Genomic DNA, 15,305 nt, shown 5'->3' on the forward strand with positions numbered 1-15,305 from the left:
CGGGCGCTGGATGACGAGTGACGAAGCAGGGCGGCGCCGCCGTCCTGGTGGGAAGTGCGGGAGGACCAGGTGAGTGGAGCCACGGGTGCTGCGGGAGGGACCTCCGGCGGCCGTCCGGGCGCGCAGGGCGGGGGTTCGTACGGCGTCCCGCAGCCGCCGACCGAGCACTCGGCCGCGTCCACCTCGCTGATGCCGCAGGCCGGCGGCGCGGGTCAGAGCGGCGCGACCTACGGCGGCCAGACGCCCCCGCCGCCGAGCGGCCCGGCGTCCGCCCCGGGCGGCTTCTCGCCGCCGACCACGTACGCCAAGGGGCAGCCGACCCCGGCCCGGGGCACCCGGACCGCCGGCAACACCCCGCCCGGCGGCACCCCCGTGCCCGGGGCGCCGCGCCGCCCCGCGGCCGCGCCCGCGGCCGGCGGCGTCGGCCTCGGCCGGACCCGCAAGGCCCGGCTCCGGGTGACCAAGGTCGACCCGTGGTCCGTGATGAAGGTCAGCTTCCTGCTGTCGCTGGCCGTCGGCATCATCCTCATCGTGGCCGCGGCCGTGCTGTGGATGACGCTGGACTCGCTCGGCGTCTTCGACTCGCTGACCAAGACCCTCAAGGACGTCACGGGCTCCGACACCACCGGCGGCCTCAACCTGATGGACTACGTCGGCTTCGGCAAGGTGATGACCTTCACCGCGCTGATCGCCGTGGTCGACGTCGTCCTGCTGACCGCGCTGTCCACCCTCTCCGCGTTCATCTACAACGCGGCGGCCGGCTTCACCGGCGGCGTCGAGCTGACGCTGGCCGAGGAGGACTGATCCCGGCCGGATCCTGATCCCCGGTCAGTTCGCCGTCCACGGACGGAATGTACGGGCCCCACCGGCTGTTGCAGCCGGTGGGGCCCGTCGGCATTTCGGGTGACAGCCGGCACCCCGCGGCGTGCCGCCCGGAAGCGGGTCGGACGCGGTGGGATTAGCTGGGTGGCGCCCGTTCCGCGCCTGGGAGTGCCGCAGGCCGCCCCCGGTCCGCCCGACCGGGCCGGTTGAGTTCGCAGGACGACTGGACGGAGGCGCGCGGTGGCGAAGCTCGCAGGTCAACTGGTCGAGGCCCTGGACGGGCTGTTGGGGGTGCCGGTACCGCTGCGGGTACAGGCCTGGGACGGCAGCACCGCCGGGCCGCCGGAGGCCCCCGCCATCGTCCTGCGCAACCGTCGGGCGCTGCGCCGCCTGCTCTGGCAGCCGGGCGAGCTTGGCCTGGCCCGGGCCTACGTCGCGGGGGACTTGGAGATCGCCCCCGGCACCGACCTCTACGAGGTGCTCTCGGTCGTCGGCCGGTTCGCCGAGCGGCCGGAGATCCGCACCCTGGACCTCGGGCCGCGCGTCGTCCTGGGCGCCAAGGGCCGCCGGGCCCTCGCGGCAGCCCTGCGCGCGGGGGCGATCGGCCCCCGGCCGGCCCCGCCCCGGGAAGAGGTCCGCAAGGTCGGCGGGCGGCTGCACAGCCGCAGCCGGGACCGCGCCGCCATCAGCCACCACTACGACGTCGGGAACGACTTCTACGGCCTCGTGCTGGGCCCCTCGATGGTCTACTCGTGCGCCTACTGGACGCCGGAGGCCAAGAGCCTGGAGGCCGCCCAGGAAGCCAAACTCGACCTCATCTGCCGCAAGCTCGGCCTGCGGCCCGGAATGCGGCTGCTGGACGTCGGCAGCGGCTGGGGATCGCTCCTGCTGCACGCGGCCGAGCACTACGGCGTCACCGCGGTCGGTGTCTCCATCTCCCGGGAACAGGTCGCGCTGGCCCGCACCCGGGTCGAGGAGGCCGGTCTGGCCGACCGGGTCGAGGTCAGGCTCCAGGACTACCGGGAGATCACCGACGGGCCGTTCGACGCGATCTCCAGCGTCGGCATGGCCGAGCACGTCGGCTCCGAGCAGTACCGGGTCTACGCCGAGGGCCTGTACCGGCTGCTGACGCCCGGCGGCCGGCTCCTCAACCACCAGATCGCCCGCCGCCCCGACCACCCCGGCGAGCCGCACCGCACCAGCCCCTTCATCGACCGCTACGTCTTCCCCGACGGCGAGCTCTCCCCCGTCGGTTCCACCGTGGCCCGGCTGGAGGAGGCCGGCTTCGAGGTCCGGGACGTCGAGGCGCTGCGCGAGCACTACGGGCTGACGCTGCGCGAGTGGGTGGCCAACCTCGAGGCGCACTGGACGGAGGCGGTCCGGCTGGTCGGCCGCGGCCGGGCGAGGGTCTGGCGGCTGTACATGGCCGCCTCCGCGCTCGCCTTCGAGCAGAACCGGATCGGGATCAACCAGGTCCTCGCCGTCCGCAGCACCGACGACGGCGCGGCCGGCCTCCCGCAGACCCGCCAGGAATGGCTGCTGCGCCCGGCCGCCGGCACGCCGCAGCCGGTCGACGGGTTCGGTGCCGCAGCGCCGGTCGGGCCGGATTTGGGGGATCGGCGGTCGGTCCGCTAATCTTTCAGTGCGGCGAGGGCCTATAGCTCAGACGGTTAGAGCGCTTCCCTGATAAGGAAGAGGCCACAGGTTCAAGTCCTGTTAGGCCCACCACCGCGAAGGCCCCGGAGTGATCCACTCCGGGGCCTTCGACGTTTTCGCGGATCGGGCTGGTTCCGGTACGCTCTCTGTTCGGCGAGGGCCTATAGCTCAGACGGTTAGAGCGCTTCCCTGATAAGGAAGAGGCCACAGGTTCAAGTCCTGTTAGGCCCACCTCCCCGAAGGGCCCGGAGTGATCCACTCCGGGCCCTTCGTCGTCCTCCGGGGAGGCGGGCGTGGCGGACCGGACGCGGTCGCCGGACGGCCCGGGAGGTCGGGCCGGGGCGGGGTTTCCCGGGCGGGTCGTGCGCGGGCGGCCCGCCTGCCAGGAGGTGCGGCGTCAATCCTCGGACCGCGCCGCCGGGTTGGCCGCACCGGTGGCTGGTCACGATTGGGATACCGGTGTGTATCATCGGCCGCAAGGGCAGTCTGGCACCCGGCCGCCCGTTCGCGCTCGAAACACAACTGGACTCGTCGGCCCGGTCACTCCGGCCGGTTCCCGGCTCTTGAGTCCACCAACGCAAGAAGGACGAGGTCCCGCGGTGAAGAAGCTTCTCCTGGTCGCCCTGGTCGCCCTCGGCGGCTTCTTTGTCTACCGTCAGGTCCAGGCGGACCGCGCCGAGCAGGACCTGTGGACCGAGGCCACCGACCCGGTCCCGGCCGGTCGCTGAGCCTCCGGGCGATCTGACGATCGACGGTCTTCGGAGGCGCCGACCGGCGCCTCCCGGGCCGGCCGGGCCCGGTCGACCGACCGGTCCCGGCCGGTTCCCCCCGGGAATGGCACTGTCCGGGGGGACGGCGCTTGGAAAGGCGCCGGACCCGGTACGCTAGTGCCCGTCGGCACGCGCGGTGCCTTCGAGGGGCATTAGCTCAGTTGGTAGAGCGCTGCCTTTGCAAGGCAGATGTCAGGAGTTCGAGTCTCCTATGCTCCACAGCGCCGAAAGGGCGGCTGACCTGTAGCAACAGGTCAGCCGCCCTTCGTCGTTCCCGGGCCCGGCCGGCACCGGTCGGCCGTCAGCGGGATTCCGGCCGGTCGTCCTCGGTGCCTTCGGGAGCGGGCTCGACGACCTCCATTTCGGGGCCGGAGCCGTTCACCGGGGCGGTCGTGGCGTGGGCGCCCACCGGCTGGGACTCCGGTGCGACCGGGGGCTCGACCAGCCACTCCGGGTTGCTGTGCCGGCGCCACCGCTGCCAGGCGACGATGCCGCTGCCGATGGCGAGCAGGCCGGCCACCGCGAGGCCGGTGGCCCAGCCGTTGCACCGCTTCTTCCTGGCGTTCCGGGCCGCGAGCCGGCTGATCTCGGCCGAGCTGACGTTGCCCTGCAGGGCGGTCATCGCGGCGGCGCCCCGGGCTTGGGCCTCCTGGGCGACCGGGGTGACGGCGGCGCGGGCTTCCTCGACGGCGTGGGCGACCCGGGGGACGACCGTGGTCCGCGCCTGATCGGCGGCCCGGGCGGCGGAGAGACGGGCCGCCAGAGCCGCCTCCTGGGCCCGGTGCAGCGCCCTCAGGGTGTTCTGCTGGGCCTCGGGGGGCAGGCTGGCGAAGGCATGGCCGAACTGCGGGGCGAGGTGTTTGTCGTAGTGGACGCGGAGATTGTGGGCGGCCTGGGTGGTTTTCGGCCCGAGGGCGTCCAGGGCGGGCCCGAGACGTTGCAGGGCGCCGTCCGCGATGTGCGAGGCGGTGTCGCGGGTCTTGGTGGCCGTCTCACGGGCTGAGTCCGAAAAGCTCACGAGTCTCTCCTCCTGGGTGGCGTCCTATATGCACATATCCACCTGAATGCTGATCATGCATCCTCATTTGTCCGTCGGCATGCCGGGTGGGCCGTACGCGGGGCCGCTGTGGGAAGTGGGGCGGGTGGGGGCGGGGAACGGCAGGAGGCAGGACGGGATGCGGGGGAGCACGGCCGTCGGGAGGGGCCGCGGCAGTAGGCTGGCGGTTTCGGAGGACGCGTACGGGAAGGGGACACCGCTGATGCTCCCGGACGAGCCGCGGTCGTCGGCCGGTCGGTCCCCGGAACCCGGGCCGCCCGGCTGCTACCGGCACCCGCAGACGCCCACCGGGATCTCCTGCACCCGGTGCGGGCGGCCGATCTGCCCGCAGTGCATGGTGGCCGCCTCGGTGGGCTTCCAGTGCCCCGAGTGCGTCGACGACGGCCACGCCGGGACACGGCGGGCGACCACCCGTTTCGGCGGCGCCCTGAACGCCGACGGAGGCCTGGTCACCAGGCTGCTGATCGGGGTCAACGTGGCGGTCTGGCTGCTGGCCGCCTACGTGCTCGCGCCGCGACTGGGCCAGACCTGGTCATTGCTCAGCGCCGGGCGGGACGTCCCCGGCGGGCCGGCCGGCGTCGCGGACGGCCCGGACCAGTGGTACCGGCTGCTGACCGCCACCTTCCTGCACCTGCAGTGGTGGCACGTCGGGCTGAACATGCTGGTCCTGTTCTGGCTCGGCCCCCCGCTGGAGGAGGCGCTCGGCCGGCTGCGCTTCCTGGCCGTCTACCTGGTCTCCGGCCTCGGCGGCAGCACCTTGGCCTTCGTGGTGGCCGGTGACTGGATGAACTCGGTGGGCGCCTCCGGGGCGATCTTCGGCCTGATCGGCGCCACGATCATGGTGCAGTTGCGGAACAGGGGCCCGGTCGGGCCCACGGTGGCGCTCCTGGTCTTCAACCTGATCATCACCTTCTCGCGCCCGGGGATCGACTGGCGGGCGCACCTCGGCGGCCTGGCGCTGGGCGCGCTGACCACGGCCGGCCTGGTGTACGCCCCGCGCAAGCGCCGCGGCCTGCTCCAGGGCCTGGCAGTGGCGGGAGCGCTGGCCGTGGAGGCGGCGATGCTGTTGGTCGGGATGTCCCTCTACGGCGCGTGAGGCCTCGGGCGGTTGTCCACAGTGGGTGCGGGGTTGTGCACAGGCTGTGCGCCGCCTCGGTTGTGGACTGTTGTTCTACGCGTGTCCTGCTGTGCGGATTCCTCGCGCGCGGGGCGTCGTGCACAGCCGTGGACGGTTCCGGGCGAGATGGTTATCCACAGGCTGGGGAGACTTTTCCCCAGTGTGGATAACCATGTGGATAAGCGTGACAGTCGGATGGTGGGGATAGCCGACCGGATCCCCCGGCGCCGGACACGCCGGACCGCCGCCCCGGGGCCTGCGATCCGAAGCGGCGGGAGAAGGCCCGGCGGGGCCTCAGGACGAGCGGGTCGTCACTTCCACTGGGTGGAGACGCCGAACCCCGCGGCGATGAAGCCGAAGCCCACCAGGATGTTCCAGTTCCGCCAGCTCTCGACCGGGTAGGTGCCGCTGGTCACGTAGTAGGTGACGATCCACACCAGGCCGATCAGGAACAGTGCCAGCATCAGCGGCGCGACCCAGCCGCGGCCCGAGCTGATCTTCACCGTGGCCGTGGTCGGCGGGGTGTAGTCGGACTTCTTGCGGAGTCGAGACTTCGGCACGAGGGGATCTCCTGTCGATGCGCTGGGGGACCGCGCAGCGGTGCAGCGGGTGAGTCGGACGGCGGCCTGCTGAGGAGAACGCCCTGGGGACCGCTCCGCACACGCCACCGGCGTCCGTTAGCGTAGTGGCTCGGCGGGTCTTGAGGAGATAAGGGTACGGTGACTAATTTGTCGATTCCCCCTGAGTCGGCCCCTACTCGCCGTTCCGGTATCCGACATGTCGGACGTGTCCTGACCTGCGCCGTGTTCGCGCTCGCCGGCCTGCTCTTCTACATCAGCGCGCAGACCGCCCGCGGCACCGACCTGCGGACCGACAACTCGCTGCTGAGCCTCGGCGACGTGATCCGCCAGCGCAGCGCGCAGAACCAGCAGGCACAGTCCCAGCTCGCCGACCTCCAGGCCCACGCCCAGGAGCTCACCGAGCAGCAGGGCCACAGCCCCGCCGACGCGGCGCGACTGGACGGCCTGCGACTCGGCGCCGCCCTGGAGCCGCTGCAGGGCGGCGGCCTGACCGTCACCCTCAACGACGCCCCGCCGAACGCCACCGCGCGCATCCCGGGCGTCCCCGAGCCCGGCGTCAACGACCTCGTCATCCACCAGCAGGACATCCAGGCCGTGGTCAACGCGCTGTGGCGGGGCGGCGCCGAGGGCGTGCAGGTGATGGACCAGCGGCTGATCTCCACCAGCGCCGTCCGCTGCGTCGGCAACACCCTGCTGCTCCAGGGGCGGGTCTACTCCCCGCCGTACGTGGTCAGGGCGGTCGGAAGGACGGACGGGCTGCGTTCGGCCGTCGACGCGGACCCGACGATCCGCAACTACCTGCAGTACGTCCAGGCGTACGGGTTGGGCTGGAAGGTCCAGGAGAGCGGGGACCTGACCCTGCCCGGGTACTCCGGCACCACCGAGCTGCGGTCGGCGGGCGGGCAGCAGTAGCGGACCGGCCTCACGGCCGTGGAATGCGGGTCTACTCTTGACCCCAGTCCGCTGCGTCGAGGGAGCACCATGTACGGGTTCATCTGGCGTCACCTCCCGGGGAACATCCTGGTGAAGGCCGTCATCTCGGTGCTCCTCATCCTGGGGATCGTCTACCTGCTCTTCACCTACGTCTTCCCGTGGGCGGAACCGTTGCTCCCCTTCGGTGACGTCACAGTGGACGGCGGCGACGGCGCCGCGGCCGGCTGAACCGGCGGGCCCGGCACTTCCATCCAGCTCCGCCCCCCCAGCACCGCATCCCACGGAGACCACGCGCGCATGACCACCGAGCCGACCCCGCCCCGCATCCTGGTGGTGGACAACTACGACAGCTTCGTCTTCAACCTCGTCCAGTACCTGTACCAGCTCGGCGCCACCTGCGAGGTGGTGCGCAACGACGAGGTGACCGTCGAGCACGCCGTGCGCCGCGCCGGGGCCGAGGGCTTCGACGGGGTGCTGCTCTCCCCGGGGCCGGGAGCGCCGGAGGAGGCCGGGGTCTGCATCGAGATGGTGCACCACTGCGCGCGCATCGGACTGCCGGTGTTCGGCGTCTGCCTGGGCCTGCAGTCGATCGCGGCCGCGTACGGCGCGGTGGTCGGCCGGGCGCCGGAGCTGCTGCACGGCAAGACCTCACTCGTGGAGCACGAGGACGGCGGGGTGTTCGAGGGTCTGCCCTCGCCGCTGACCGCGACCCGCTACCACTCGCTCGCGGTCGAACCGTCCACCGTTCCGGCGGAGTTGGTGGTCACGGCGCGCACCGGCAGCGGGGTCGTCATGGGCCTGAGGCACCGTGAACTGCCCGTCGAGGGAGTGCAGTTCCACCCCGAGTCGGTGCTCACCGAGGGCGGTCACCGGATGCTCGCCAACTGGCTCGCGGAGTGCGGCTTCCCGCAGGCCGTGGACAGGTCGGCCGGGCTCGCCCCGGTGATCGGCCGGGGCTGAGCGGCGTGACCGCGCTGCGTCCGGAGGGGCGTTACCAGCCGGAGGCGGCCCCGTACGGCGGGTCGCAGTACGGAGGCCCGGAGTACGACGGCTCGCAGTACGACGGGAGCCGGTACGAAGGCCCGCAGTACGCGGGGTCGCAGTACGACGGCTCGCAGTACGGCGACGGGAGCCACGGCGGCCGCGCCCAGGCCGTGCCCGAGGACGCCTGGGGCGTCTACGAGCAGGCCGAGTCGCCCCTCGTGGGCGGCCCCGAGTACCCCTGGCTGCCCGACCAGACCCTCCAGTTGAGGCTGCCCGGGATCGGTGCGGAGGCCGCCGAGCCGACCCCGACCACCGGTGGCCGGGCCGAGCGCCGCAGGGCCGCGCAGGGCCGCACCGCGATCCGGTCGGGCAGCGGCCGGCGGCGGGCGAGCAGCCGGGCGGGCGGGCGGGTGCGGCCCAAGGAGTCGGCGGCCGTGGTGGCCGCGCGGCTCGTGGGCGAGCTGTGCATAACGCTCGGCATGGTGATGCTGCTCTTCGTCGCGTACCAGCTCTGGTGGACCAACGTGCAGGCCGACGCGGCCGCGGACGGGGCCCGCAACCAGCTGGAGCAGCAGTTCGACGCGCCCCCGCCGCCCGGCCAGCCGGGGCAGCCGGCCCCGGATCCGAACAAGCCCGAGGTGTTCGAGCCGGGCAAGGGCTTCGCCATCATCTACCTGCCCAAGCTGGGGCTGAAGTTCCCGATCGCCGAGGGCACCTCCAAGTCGGCGGTGCTCGACAAGGGGCTGGTCGGCCACTACCCCGGCACCGGCATGCCGGGCGACAAGGCGGGCAACTTCGCGCTGGCCGCCCACCGCAACACCCACGGCGAGCCGTTCCGGTACATCAACCAACTGTCCAAGGGCGACAAGGTCGTGGTGGAGACCGCCGCCGGGTACTACACCTACGAGATCACCGGGGGCATCCCGGAGACCTCCCCCAGCAACGTGAGCGTGATCAAGCCGGTGCCGAACGGCGCCGGGTACGCAGGCCCGGGCCGCTACATCACGCTGACGACCTGTACCCCGGAGTTCACCTCCAAGTTCCGCCTCATCGTCTTTGGGAAGATGATCGAGGAACGGCCGCGCAGCCAAGGCAAACCGGCCGCGATCTCGGGCGGGTAGCCGCCCGGCCGCCGGGCCCGGAGGGGGAGCACCGCAGATGCAGGACGACGAGAACGAGCAGTCGGCCGAGCCGGGTCCGGAGGCCGCAGGCCTGCCCGATCGGCCGGCGGGAGGGCGTCGACGGAGCCGGGCGCTGGCCGCGCTCGGGGTGTTCGGCGAGCTGCTGATCACCATGGGCCTGGTGCTCGGCCTGTTCGTGGCCTACTCGCTGTGGTGGACCAACGTGCAGGCCGACCGGTCGGCCGCGGCCGCCGCCGACCGGCTGCGCGGCGCCTGGACCGCCGGCCCGACCGCAGCCCCCTCGACCGCGCCCGGCGGCACCCCCGCCCCCGGCGCCCCGCCCGCGCCGAAGCGGTTCGCGGTCGGTGACGACGTGGGCTTCCTGCACGTGCCGGCGATGGGCCGGGACTTCCAGGTGCTGATCCGGATGGGCACCTCCACCGAGGTCCTGGACGAGGGCGTGGCAGGGGTCTACGAGCAGCCGTACCAGGCCGCGATGCCCTGGGACCAGACGGGCAACTTCGCGCTGGCAGCCCACCGGGACGGCCACGGCGCCAAGTTCCACGACCTGGACGCCGTGCACAAGGGTGACGCCGTCGTCGTCGAGACCAAGGACAAGTGGTACGTCTACAAGGTCGACAGCACCCTGCCGGAGACGACGAAGTTCGACACCGGCATCGTGGCGCCCGTCCCGGCGCGCTCCGGGTACGCCGGCCCCGGCCGCTACATCACCCTGACCACCTGCACGCCGGTGTACACCTCGCGGTACCGGATGGCGGTCTGGGGGAGCCTGGTGCGGGTGGACGACGTGGACGCCAAGCGCACCCCGCCGCCGGAGCTGCGGCACTCCTGACGGCCGGGGCGGCCCCGGCACGGCTCCGGACGGGACGGAACGCCCGAGGGCCCGCCGCATCCGCTGCGGCGGGCCCTCGGGCGTCGTCCTCCGGTACTACCGGGCTTCCGGCTCCTCGTTCACCGGTTCAGTTGAACCAGGGGAATATCGGAGGCCTAGTGGTCCCCTTTGGCGGGTGGGGTGGTGGGGTCGCCCCCTTTGGGCGGCTCGGCGGCCTTCGTGAAGAGCTGGACCTGGGTGTTCGGGTCCAGCATGGTGCCGGCGCCCGGGTTGCTCATCTGGACGACCGCGTTCGGGTCCTGCGGGCCGACCACGGTGTAGCCCAGGCCGGCCTTCGACAGCTGGGAGATGGCGTCCGACAGCTTGACGTTCTGCAGCGGCGGGACCTGGGCCTTGTCCGGCGCCTTGAAGATCGTCAGGATGATCTTCGTGTTGGTCGCGGCCTTGGTGTTGGGCGGGGTCGACTGCGAGGCGACCGTGTTGATCTTGGTCGGATCGTTGGTCTGCGTGGTCTTCGTGGAGTCGACCTGGAATCCGAGGCCCGTCAGCGTGGCCTCCGCGGCCTCCTTCTGGGCGCCGACCACGTTCGGGACGTTCACCTTGGCCTTGCCCTGGGAGACCGTCAGCTTGATCGGGGCGGTCGGGTCGGCGGACCCGTTCGCCGGCGGGTCCTGGGCGGTGACGGTGTCTTGCGGGGCGGTGTCGTCGTCCTTGTACTCCGGGGTGCCGACGTTGGTGAAGCCCGCCGCGGCCAGGGCCGCCAGCGCCTGGTCCTTGGGCTTGCCGACCACGTTCGGGACCTGGGCCTTGGCGGGGCCGGAGGAGACCTGCACCGTGATGGTGGCGGTCTCGGCGACCTGGCTGCCGGCCGCCGGGGTCTGGGTGCAGACCTGGTCCTTCTTGACGTTGGCGTCCGGGCAGGCGGTCTTCTCGCCCTCGGTCACCACGAGCTTGGGCCCGGCCGCGGCGGCGGCGGTCCTGGCGTCGGCCACGCTCCTGCCGACCAGGTTCGGCACGGTGACCTTCGCGGCGTCCTTGTTGCCCTTGTCGTTGAACATCGCCTGGGCCACGAAGAAGGTGCCGACCAGGACCAGCACGGCGGCGACCGCCAGCACGATCCAGGAGGTGTTGCTCTTCTTCGGCTGGTCCTCGCCGCGCCGGCCGCCGCGGCCGTGGCCGTCGTCGTAGCCGTCGTTGCCGCCGCCCGGGGCGCCGGCGTAGGTCTGGCCGTAGCCGTCGTCCTGGTAGCCGCCCTGCTGCCCGTAGCCGGGCTGCCCGGAGGCCTGCGGCAGGACGGTGGTCGGGCCGCCGCCGGGCTGCTGCGGCAGCATGTTGGTCTGGCCGTACGGGTCGTGCTGCGGGTAGCCGTTCTGGTCGTAGCCGTAGCCGGCCGCGCCCATCCCGTAGGCGGCCTGCTGGGCCGCGGCCACCGGCAGGCCGTCGAGGAAGCGCTCGATGTCGTCGCGCATCTCGTCGGCGCTCTGGTAGCGGTAGTCCCGGTCCTTGGCGAGCGCCTTCAGCACGATCGCGTCGATCTCGGGGCGCACCTCGGGGTCGAAGACCGACGGCGGCTGCGGCTCCTCCCGGACGTGCTGGTAGGCCACCGCGACCGGCGAGTCGCCGACGAACGGCGGGCGGACGGTCAGCAGCTCGTAGAGCAGGCAGCCGGTGGAGTAGAGGTCGGAGCGGGCGTCGACCTGCTCGCCCTTGGCCTGCTCGGGGGAGAGGTACTGGGCGGTGCCGATGACGGCCGAGGTCTGGGTCATGGTCATCCCGGCGTCACCCATCGCACGGGCGATGCCGAAGTCCATCACCTTGACGTTGCCCTGCCGGGTCAGCATCACGTTGGCCGGCTTGATGTCGCGGTGCACGATGCCGGCCCGGTGCGAGTACTCCAGGGCCTGGAGGATGCCGATGGTCATCTCCAGGGCGCGCTCGGGCAGCAGCCGGCGGCCGGAGTGCAGCAGTTCGCGCAGCGTGGACCCCTCGACGTACTCCATCACGATGTACGGGATGGAGATGCCGTCGATGTAGTCCTCGCCGGTGTCGTACACGGCGACGATCGCGGGGTGGTTCAGGGACGCCGCCGACTGTGCCTCGCGGCGGAAGCGGGCCTGGAACGACGGATCCCGGGCCATGTCGGCCCGGAGCGTCTTCACTGCGACGGAACGGCCGAGCCGGGTGTCATGGCCGAGGTACACCTCTGCCATGCCGCCGCGTCCGAGGACGCCGCCGAGCTCGTACCTGCCGCCTAGGCGACGAGGCTCTTCCATAGTTCCGACCCTCTCCCTCACCCGCCGGTGAGGTTGTGACGTAGGTGTCCCCGCACGCTCTGGGTGACGCCGCGCGGTCCGCCGCCGGTTCTCCGGCCGGGCCGTTCGGTGCCTCGCGGGCGGCAACGGGCACACCCGCTGCTGGCGGATACGCTACCGGTCGCGCCGCATCCGACCGGAGTCAGCCGTCGGCCGATACCAGACCGGTATCCGGATGGGGCTGTCGCTCGTGACATTCCCCTCACTGCGCACCCGGCCGCTACTTGCCGAGTGCGGCCTGCATCACCGCCTTGGCGATCGGGGCCGCGAGCCGGCCGCCGCTGATGCCGTCGCGGTTCTGGGAGCCGTCCTCGACCACCACCGCGACCGCGACCGACCGGCCGTCCGAGGTCTTGGCCCAGGACGTGAACCAGGCGAAGGGCAGCCCGGCGTTGTCCTCGCCGTGCTGGGCGGTGCCGGTCTTGCCGCCGACCTGCACGCCGGGGATCTTGGCGTTGGTGCCGGTGCCCTCCTCGACCACGGAGACCATCAGGTCCTGCATCTTCTGCGCGGTGGTCGGGCTCATCGGCTGGGAGAACTGCTTCTCGGTGTGCTTGGAGATGGTGGTCAGCGAGGCCGAGCGCTCCTGGTCGACCAGGTACGGCTGCATCAGGGTGCCGTTGTTGGCGATCGCGGCGGAGATCATGGCCATCTGCAGCGGGGTGGCGCGGGTGTCGTGCTGGCCGATCGAGTCCTGGGCGGTGCCGTCCAGGCTGGCGCTGTTCGGGAAGATGCTCTTCTCGGAGCGGACCGGGGTGTCGATCGTGCTGTTGAAGCCGAACTTCTCGGCCTGCGCCCGCATCTTCTCCTTGCCGAGGTCGGCGCCCATCTTGGCGAAGACCGTGTTGCAGGACTGGTCCATGCCGGACTTCACGGTGGCGTTCTCGCACCGCTCGTTGGGGCTCTCGTTCTTCAGATTGGTCTGGGTGCCGGGCAGCGTGTACGGCTCCGGGGTCGAGGTGACGTCGTCGACGTTCTGGTAGAGGCCGTTCTCGAACGCCGCGGTCGCGGTGACCAGCTTGAAGGTCGAGCCGGGCGGATAGGTCTCCTTCAGCGCCCGGTTGAGCATCGGCTTGTTCGGGTCCGCGTTGAGATCCGTCCAGGCCTTGGAGTCGGCCGACTCGCTGCCGGAGAAGGCGCCCGGGTCGTAGGACGGGGTGGAGACCAGCGCCAGGATCGCGCCCGTCTTCGGGTCGATCGCGACCGCCGCGCCCTTCTTGTTGCCCAGGCCGTCGAAGGCGGCCTTCTGGACCTTGGCGTCGATGGTCGTCAGGACGTCGCCGCCGCGCTTCTGCTCACCGGTCAGCATGTCCAGGGTGTTGCGGAAGAACAGCCGGTCGTCGGTGCCGGAGAGGATGCCGTCCTCCAGGTTCTCCAGCTGGCTGGAGCCGAACACCTGGGAGGAGTAGCCGGTCACCGGTGCGTACATCGGGCCGTCGACCCAGGAGCGCTTGTACTTGTAGCGCAGGCCGTTGACGAAGTCGGACTTCGTGACCGGCTGGCCGCTGACGATGATGTTGCCGCGCGGGTGGGCGTAGCGGTCGTACAGCTGGCGCTTGTTGTTCGCGTTGGTGGCCCAGGAATCGGCCTGGACGCCCTGCACCCAGTTGGTGCGCAGCATCAGGGCCAGTATCAGTACCAGGCAGAAGATCGAGACCCGGCGGATCGGCTTGTTCATCGGACGGGTCCTCCCTGGCCCTCGGTGGCGGGGGCCGGTTCGACCCCCGGACGGCGGGCGCTGTCGCTGATCTTCAGCAGGATCGCGACCAGCGCCCAGTTGGCGACCACCGACGAACCGCCCTGGGCGAGGAACGGCATCGTCATACCGGTCAGCGGGATCAGCCCGGTGACACCGCCGGCCACGACGAACACCTGGATCGCCATCGCCGAGGAGAGGCCGACGGCGAACAGTTTGCCGAACGGGTCGCGGGCGGCGATCGCGGTGCGCAGGCCGCGCTGCACCAGCAGGGCGTACAGCAGGAAGATCGCCATCAGGCCGGTCAGTCCGAGCTCCTCGCCGAAGGAGCCCAGGATGAAGTCGCTCTTCGCGGCGAAGGCGATCAGCCACGAGCGGCCCTGGCCGAGGCCCGAGCCGGTGACCCCGCCGGAGCCGAGCGCCATCAGCGACTGGCCGATCTGCTCGGTGGCGCCCTTCGGCGGGTGCGGGCCGAAGGCTGCCATCGGGTCGAGCCAGGCGTCGATGCGGACCTTCACGTGGTCGGCGGTCGAGGCGACCGCGACGGCGCCGCCGACCGACATCAGCAGGCCGAACAGGATCCAGCTGGTCCGCTCGGTGGCGACGTAGAGCATCACCACGAACAGGCCGAAGAACAGGAAGGACGTGCCCAGGTCGTTCTCGAAGATCAGGATCAGCAGGCTGAGCAGCCAGATCACGATGATCGGGCCGAGGTCGCGGCCGCGCGGCAGGTACAGGCCCATGAACCGGCGGCTGGCCAGCGCCAGGGCGTCCCGCTTGACCATCAGGTAGCCGGCGAAGAACACCGTCAGGACGATCTTGGCGAACTCGCCGGGCTGGATGGAGAAGCTGCCCATCCGGATCCAGATCTTGGCGCCGAAGTCCTCCGCCCGGGCCGGGAAGAAGGCCGGTGCGGCGAGCAGGACCAGGGCCACCACCATCGAGATGTAGGTGTAGCGCTGGAGCACCCGGTGGTCCTTCAGGAGGACCATCACCACGATGAAGCCCGCAATGCCGAGGCCCGACCACATCAACTGGTTCTCGGCCGCCGGGTAGTTGCCCCGGAGCAGCTTGCCCGCCTTGTCCAGCCGCCAGATCATCACCACCCCGAGCCCGTTGAGCAGGGTGGCGATCGGCAGCATCAGCGGGTCCGCGTACGGCGCGAAGCGGCGCACCAGCAGGTGCGCGACCAGTGCCAGGGCGCCCATGCCGAGCCCGTAGCCGAGCATGCCGGCGGGCAGCTTGGAGTCCATCGCGAGGCCGACGTTGGCGTACGCCAGGACCGGCAGCAGCACCGCGAAGAGCAGCAGGGCCAGCTCGGTGTTGCGCCGGTTGGGCGCCTCCTGCGGGGAGATCGTGGTGTTGCCCCGCCGCCGGGGGACGGCGCGGCCGGCCGAGGGCCG

At 71.6% G+C, this 15,305-nt stretch carries 14 protein-coding genes and 3 tRNA genes; 12 read left to right on the top strand and 5 right to left on the bottom strand.

Translation table 11 applies throughout. The features are described from left to right. Positions 1-69 precede the first annotated feature (69 nt). The 6 genes from IF30_RS0106420 (at position 70) to IF30_RS0106445 (ending at position 3,467) form a co-directional block, all read left to right on the top strand. Positions 70-804: a DUF3566 domain-containing protein gene (locus IF30_RS0106420; protein ID WP_030233176.1), complete on the top strand. Its 735-nt coding sequence runs from the start codon at positions 70-72 to the stop codon at positions 802-804. A gap of 258 nt (positions 805-1,062) precedes the next feature. Beyond that, a complete protein-coding gene (locus IF30_RS0106425) occupies positions 1,063-2,457 on the top strand; it encodes an SAM-dependent methyltransferase (RefSeq protein ID WP_078891172.1) in 1,395 nt (464 codons plus the stop codon). A gap of 16 nt (positions 2,458-2,473) precedes the next feature. Next, positions 2,474-2,550, top strand: a tRNA-Ile gene (locus IF30_RS0106430). A gap of 85 nt (positions 2,551-2,635) precedes the next feature. Further along, positions 2,636-2,709: transfer RNA gene (locus IF30_RS0106435), tRNA-Ile, on the top strand. Between the two features lie 368 nt (positions 2,710-3,077). After that, entirely contained in the window at positions 3,078-3,206 is a 129-nt protein-coding gene (locus IF30_RS49110) for a DLW-39 family protein (protein ID WP_014137031.1), read from the top strand. Positions 3,207-3,394: 188 nt separating this feature from the next. Next, a tRNA-Ala gene (locus IF30_RS0106445) sits at positions 3,395-3,467 on the top strand. A gap of 82 nt (positions 3,468-3,549) precedes the next feature. Here the strand turns inward: IF30_RS0106445 and IF30_RS0106450 are convergent. Continuing rightward, a complete protein-coding gene (locus tag IF30_RS0106450) occupies positions 3,550-4,266 on the bottom strand; it encodes a DUF5324 family protein (protein ID WP_051709341.1) in 717 nt (238 codons plus the stop codon). 241 nt (positions 4,267-4,507) lie between these two features. Between IF30_RS0106450 and IF30_RS0106455 the strand changes: the two genes are divergently transcribed. After that, positions 4,508-5,401: a rhomboid family intramembrane serine protease gene (locus IF30_RS0106455; protein WP_030233184.1), complete on the top strand. Its 894-nt coding sequence runs from the start codon at positions 4,508-4,510 to the stop codon at positions 5,399-5,401. 332 nt (positions 5,402-5,733) lie between these two features. Here IF30_RS0106455 and crgA read toward each other — a convergent pair whose 3' ends face one another. Then, a complete protein-coding gene (gene crgA / locus IF30_RS0106460; RefSeq protein WP_030060915.1) occupies positions 5,734-5,982 on the bottom strand; it encodes a cell division protein CrgA in 249 nt (82 codons plus the stop codon). A gap of 168 nt (positions 5,983-6,150) precedes the next feature. Between crgA and IF30_RS0106465 the strand changes: the two genes are divergently transcribed. The 5 genes from IF30_RS0106465 (at position 6,151) to IF30_RS0106485 (ending at position 9,894) form a co-directional block, all read left to right on the top strand. Beyond that, positions 6,151-6,915, top strand: coding sequence for a DUF881 domain-containing protein (locus tag IF30_RS0106465; RefSeq protein WP_030233188.1), 765 nt, complete (start codon positions 6,151-6,153; stop codon positions 6,913-6,915). A gap of 69 nt (positions 6,916-6,984) precedes the next feature. Continuing rightward, a complete protein-coding gene (locus IF30_RS0106470; protein WP_030060913.1) occupies positions 6,985-7,164 on the top strand; it encodes a hypothetical protein in 180 nt (59 codons plus the stop codon). A gap of 69 nt (positions 7,165-7,233) precedes the next feature. Continuing rightward, a complete protein-coding gene (locus IF30_RS0106475) occupies positions 7,234-7,896 on the top strand; it encodes an aminodeoxychorismate/anthranilate synthase component II (RefSeq protein ID WP_030233189.1) in 663 nt (220 codons plus the stop codon). Between the two features lie 5 nt (positions 7,897-7,901). Continuing rightward, positions 7,902-9,041 carry a class E sortase gene (locus IF30_RS41035; protein ID WP_030233190.1) on the top strand — a complete coding sequence of 380 codons (1,140 nt, stop codon included), beginning with the start codon at positions 7,902-7,904 and terminating at the stop codon, positions 9,039-9,041. 37 nt (positions 9,042-9,078) lie between these two features. Further along, positions 9,079-9,894, top strand: a complete 816-nt coding sequence (locus tag IF30_RS0106485; RefSeq protein ID WP_030233191.1) for a class E sortase — start codon at positions 9,079-9,081, stop codon at positions 9,892-9,894. A 155-nt stretch (positions 9,895-10,049) separates the two neighbouring features. Here IF30_RS0106485 and pknB read toward each other — a convergent pair whose 3' ends face one another. The 3 genes from pknB to IF30_RS0106500 all read right to left on the bottom strand — a co-directional run bounded on the left by pknB (position 10,050) and on the right by IF30_RS0106500 (position 15,257). Continuing rightward, positions 10,050-12,167 (bottom strand): Stk1 family PASTA domain-containing Ser/Thr kinase, encoded by a 2,118-nt coding sequence (gene pknB / locus IF30_RS0106490; RefSeq protein WP_030233194.1) that lies wholly within the window; start codon positions 12,165-12,167, stop codon positions 10,050-10,052. Positions 12,168-12,426: 259 nt separating this feature from the next. Then, a complete protein-coding gene (locus IF30_RS0106495; RefSeq protein WP_030233197.1) occupies positions 12,427-13,884 on the bottom strand; it encodes a peptidoglycan D,D-transpeptidase FtsI family protein in 1,458 nt (485 codons plus the stop codon). Beyond that, positions 13,881-15,257, bottom strand: coding sequence for an FtsW/RodA/SpoVE family cell cycle protein (locus IF30_RS0106500; RefSeq protein ID WP_030233200.1), 1,377 nt, complete (start codon positions 15,255-15,257; stop codon positions 13,881-13,883). Before IF30_RS0106500 ends, IF30_RS0106495 begins: the two co-directional genes overlap by 4 nt. Between the last annotated feature and the right edge of the window lie 48 nt (positions 15,258-15,305).

This window comes from Streptomyces sp. NRRL S-350, from assembly GCF_000719705.1.
Lineage (GTDB): Bacteria > Actinomycetota > Actinomycetes > Streptomycetales > Streptomycetaceae > Kitasatospora.

What these genes read in the sequence shown, in the direction of transcription:
- IF30_RS0106455 (WP_030233184.1), top strand. Translation starts at nt 4,508, where the DNA reads ATGCTCCCGGACGAGCCGCGGTCGTCGGCCGGTCGGTCCCCGGAACCC.
- IF30_RS0106470 (WP_030060913.1), top strand. Translation starts at nt 6,985, where the DNA reads ATGTACGGGTTCATCTGGCGTCACCTCCCGGGGAACATCCTGGTGAAG.
- IF30_RS0106475 (WP_030233189.1), top strand. Translation starts at nt 7,234, where the DNA reads ATGACCACCGAGCCGACCCCGCCCCGCATCCTGGTGGTGGACAACTAC.
- IF30_RS0106485 (WP_030233191.1), top strand. Translation starts at nt 9,079, where the DNA reads ATGCAGGACGACGAGAACGAGCAGTCGGCCGAGCCGGGTCCGGAGGCC.
- pknB (WP_030233194.1), bottom strand. Translation starts at nt 12,167, where the DNA reads ATGGAAGAGCCTCGTCGCCTAGGCGGCAGGTACGAGCTCGGCGGCGTC.
- IF30_RS0106495 (WP_030233197.1), bottom strand. Translation starts at nt 13,884, where the DNA reads ATGAACAAGCCGATCCGCCGGGTCTCGATCTTCTGCCTGGTACTGATA.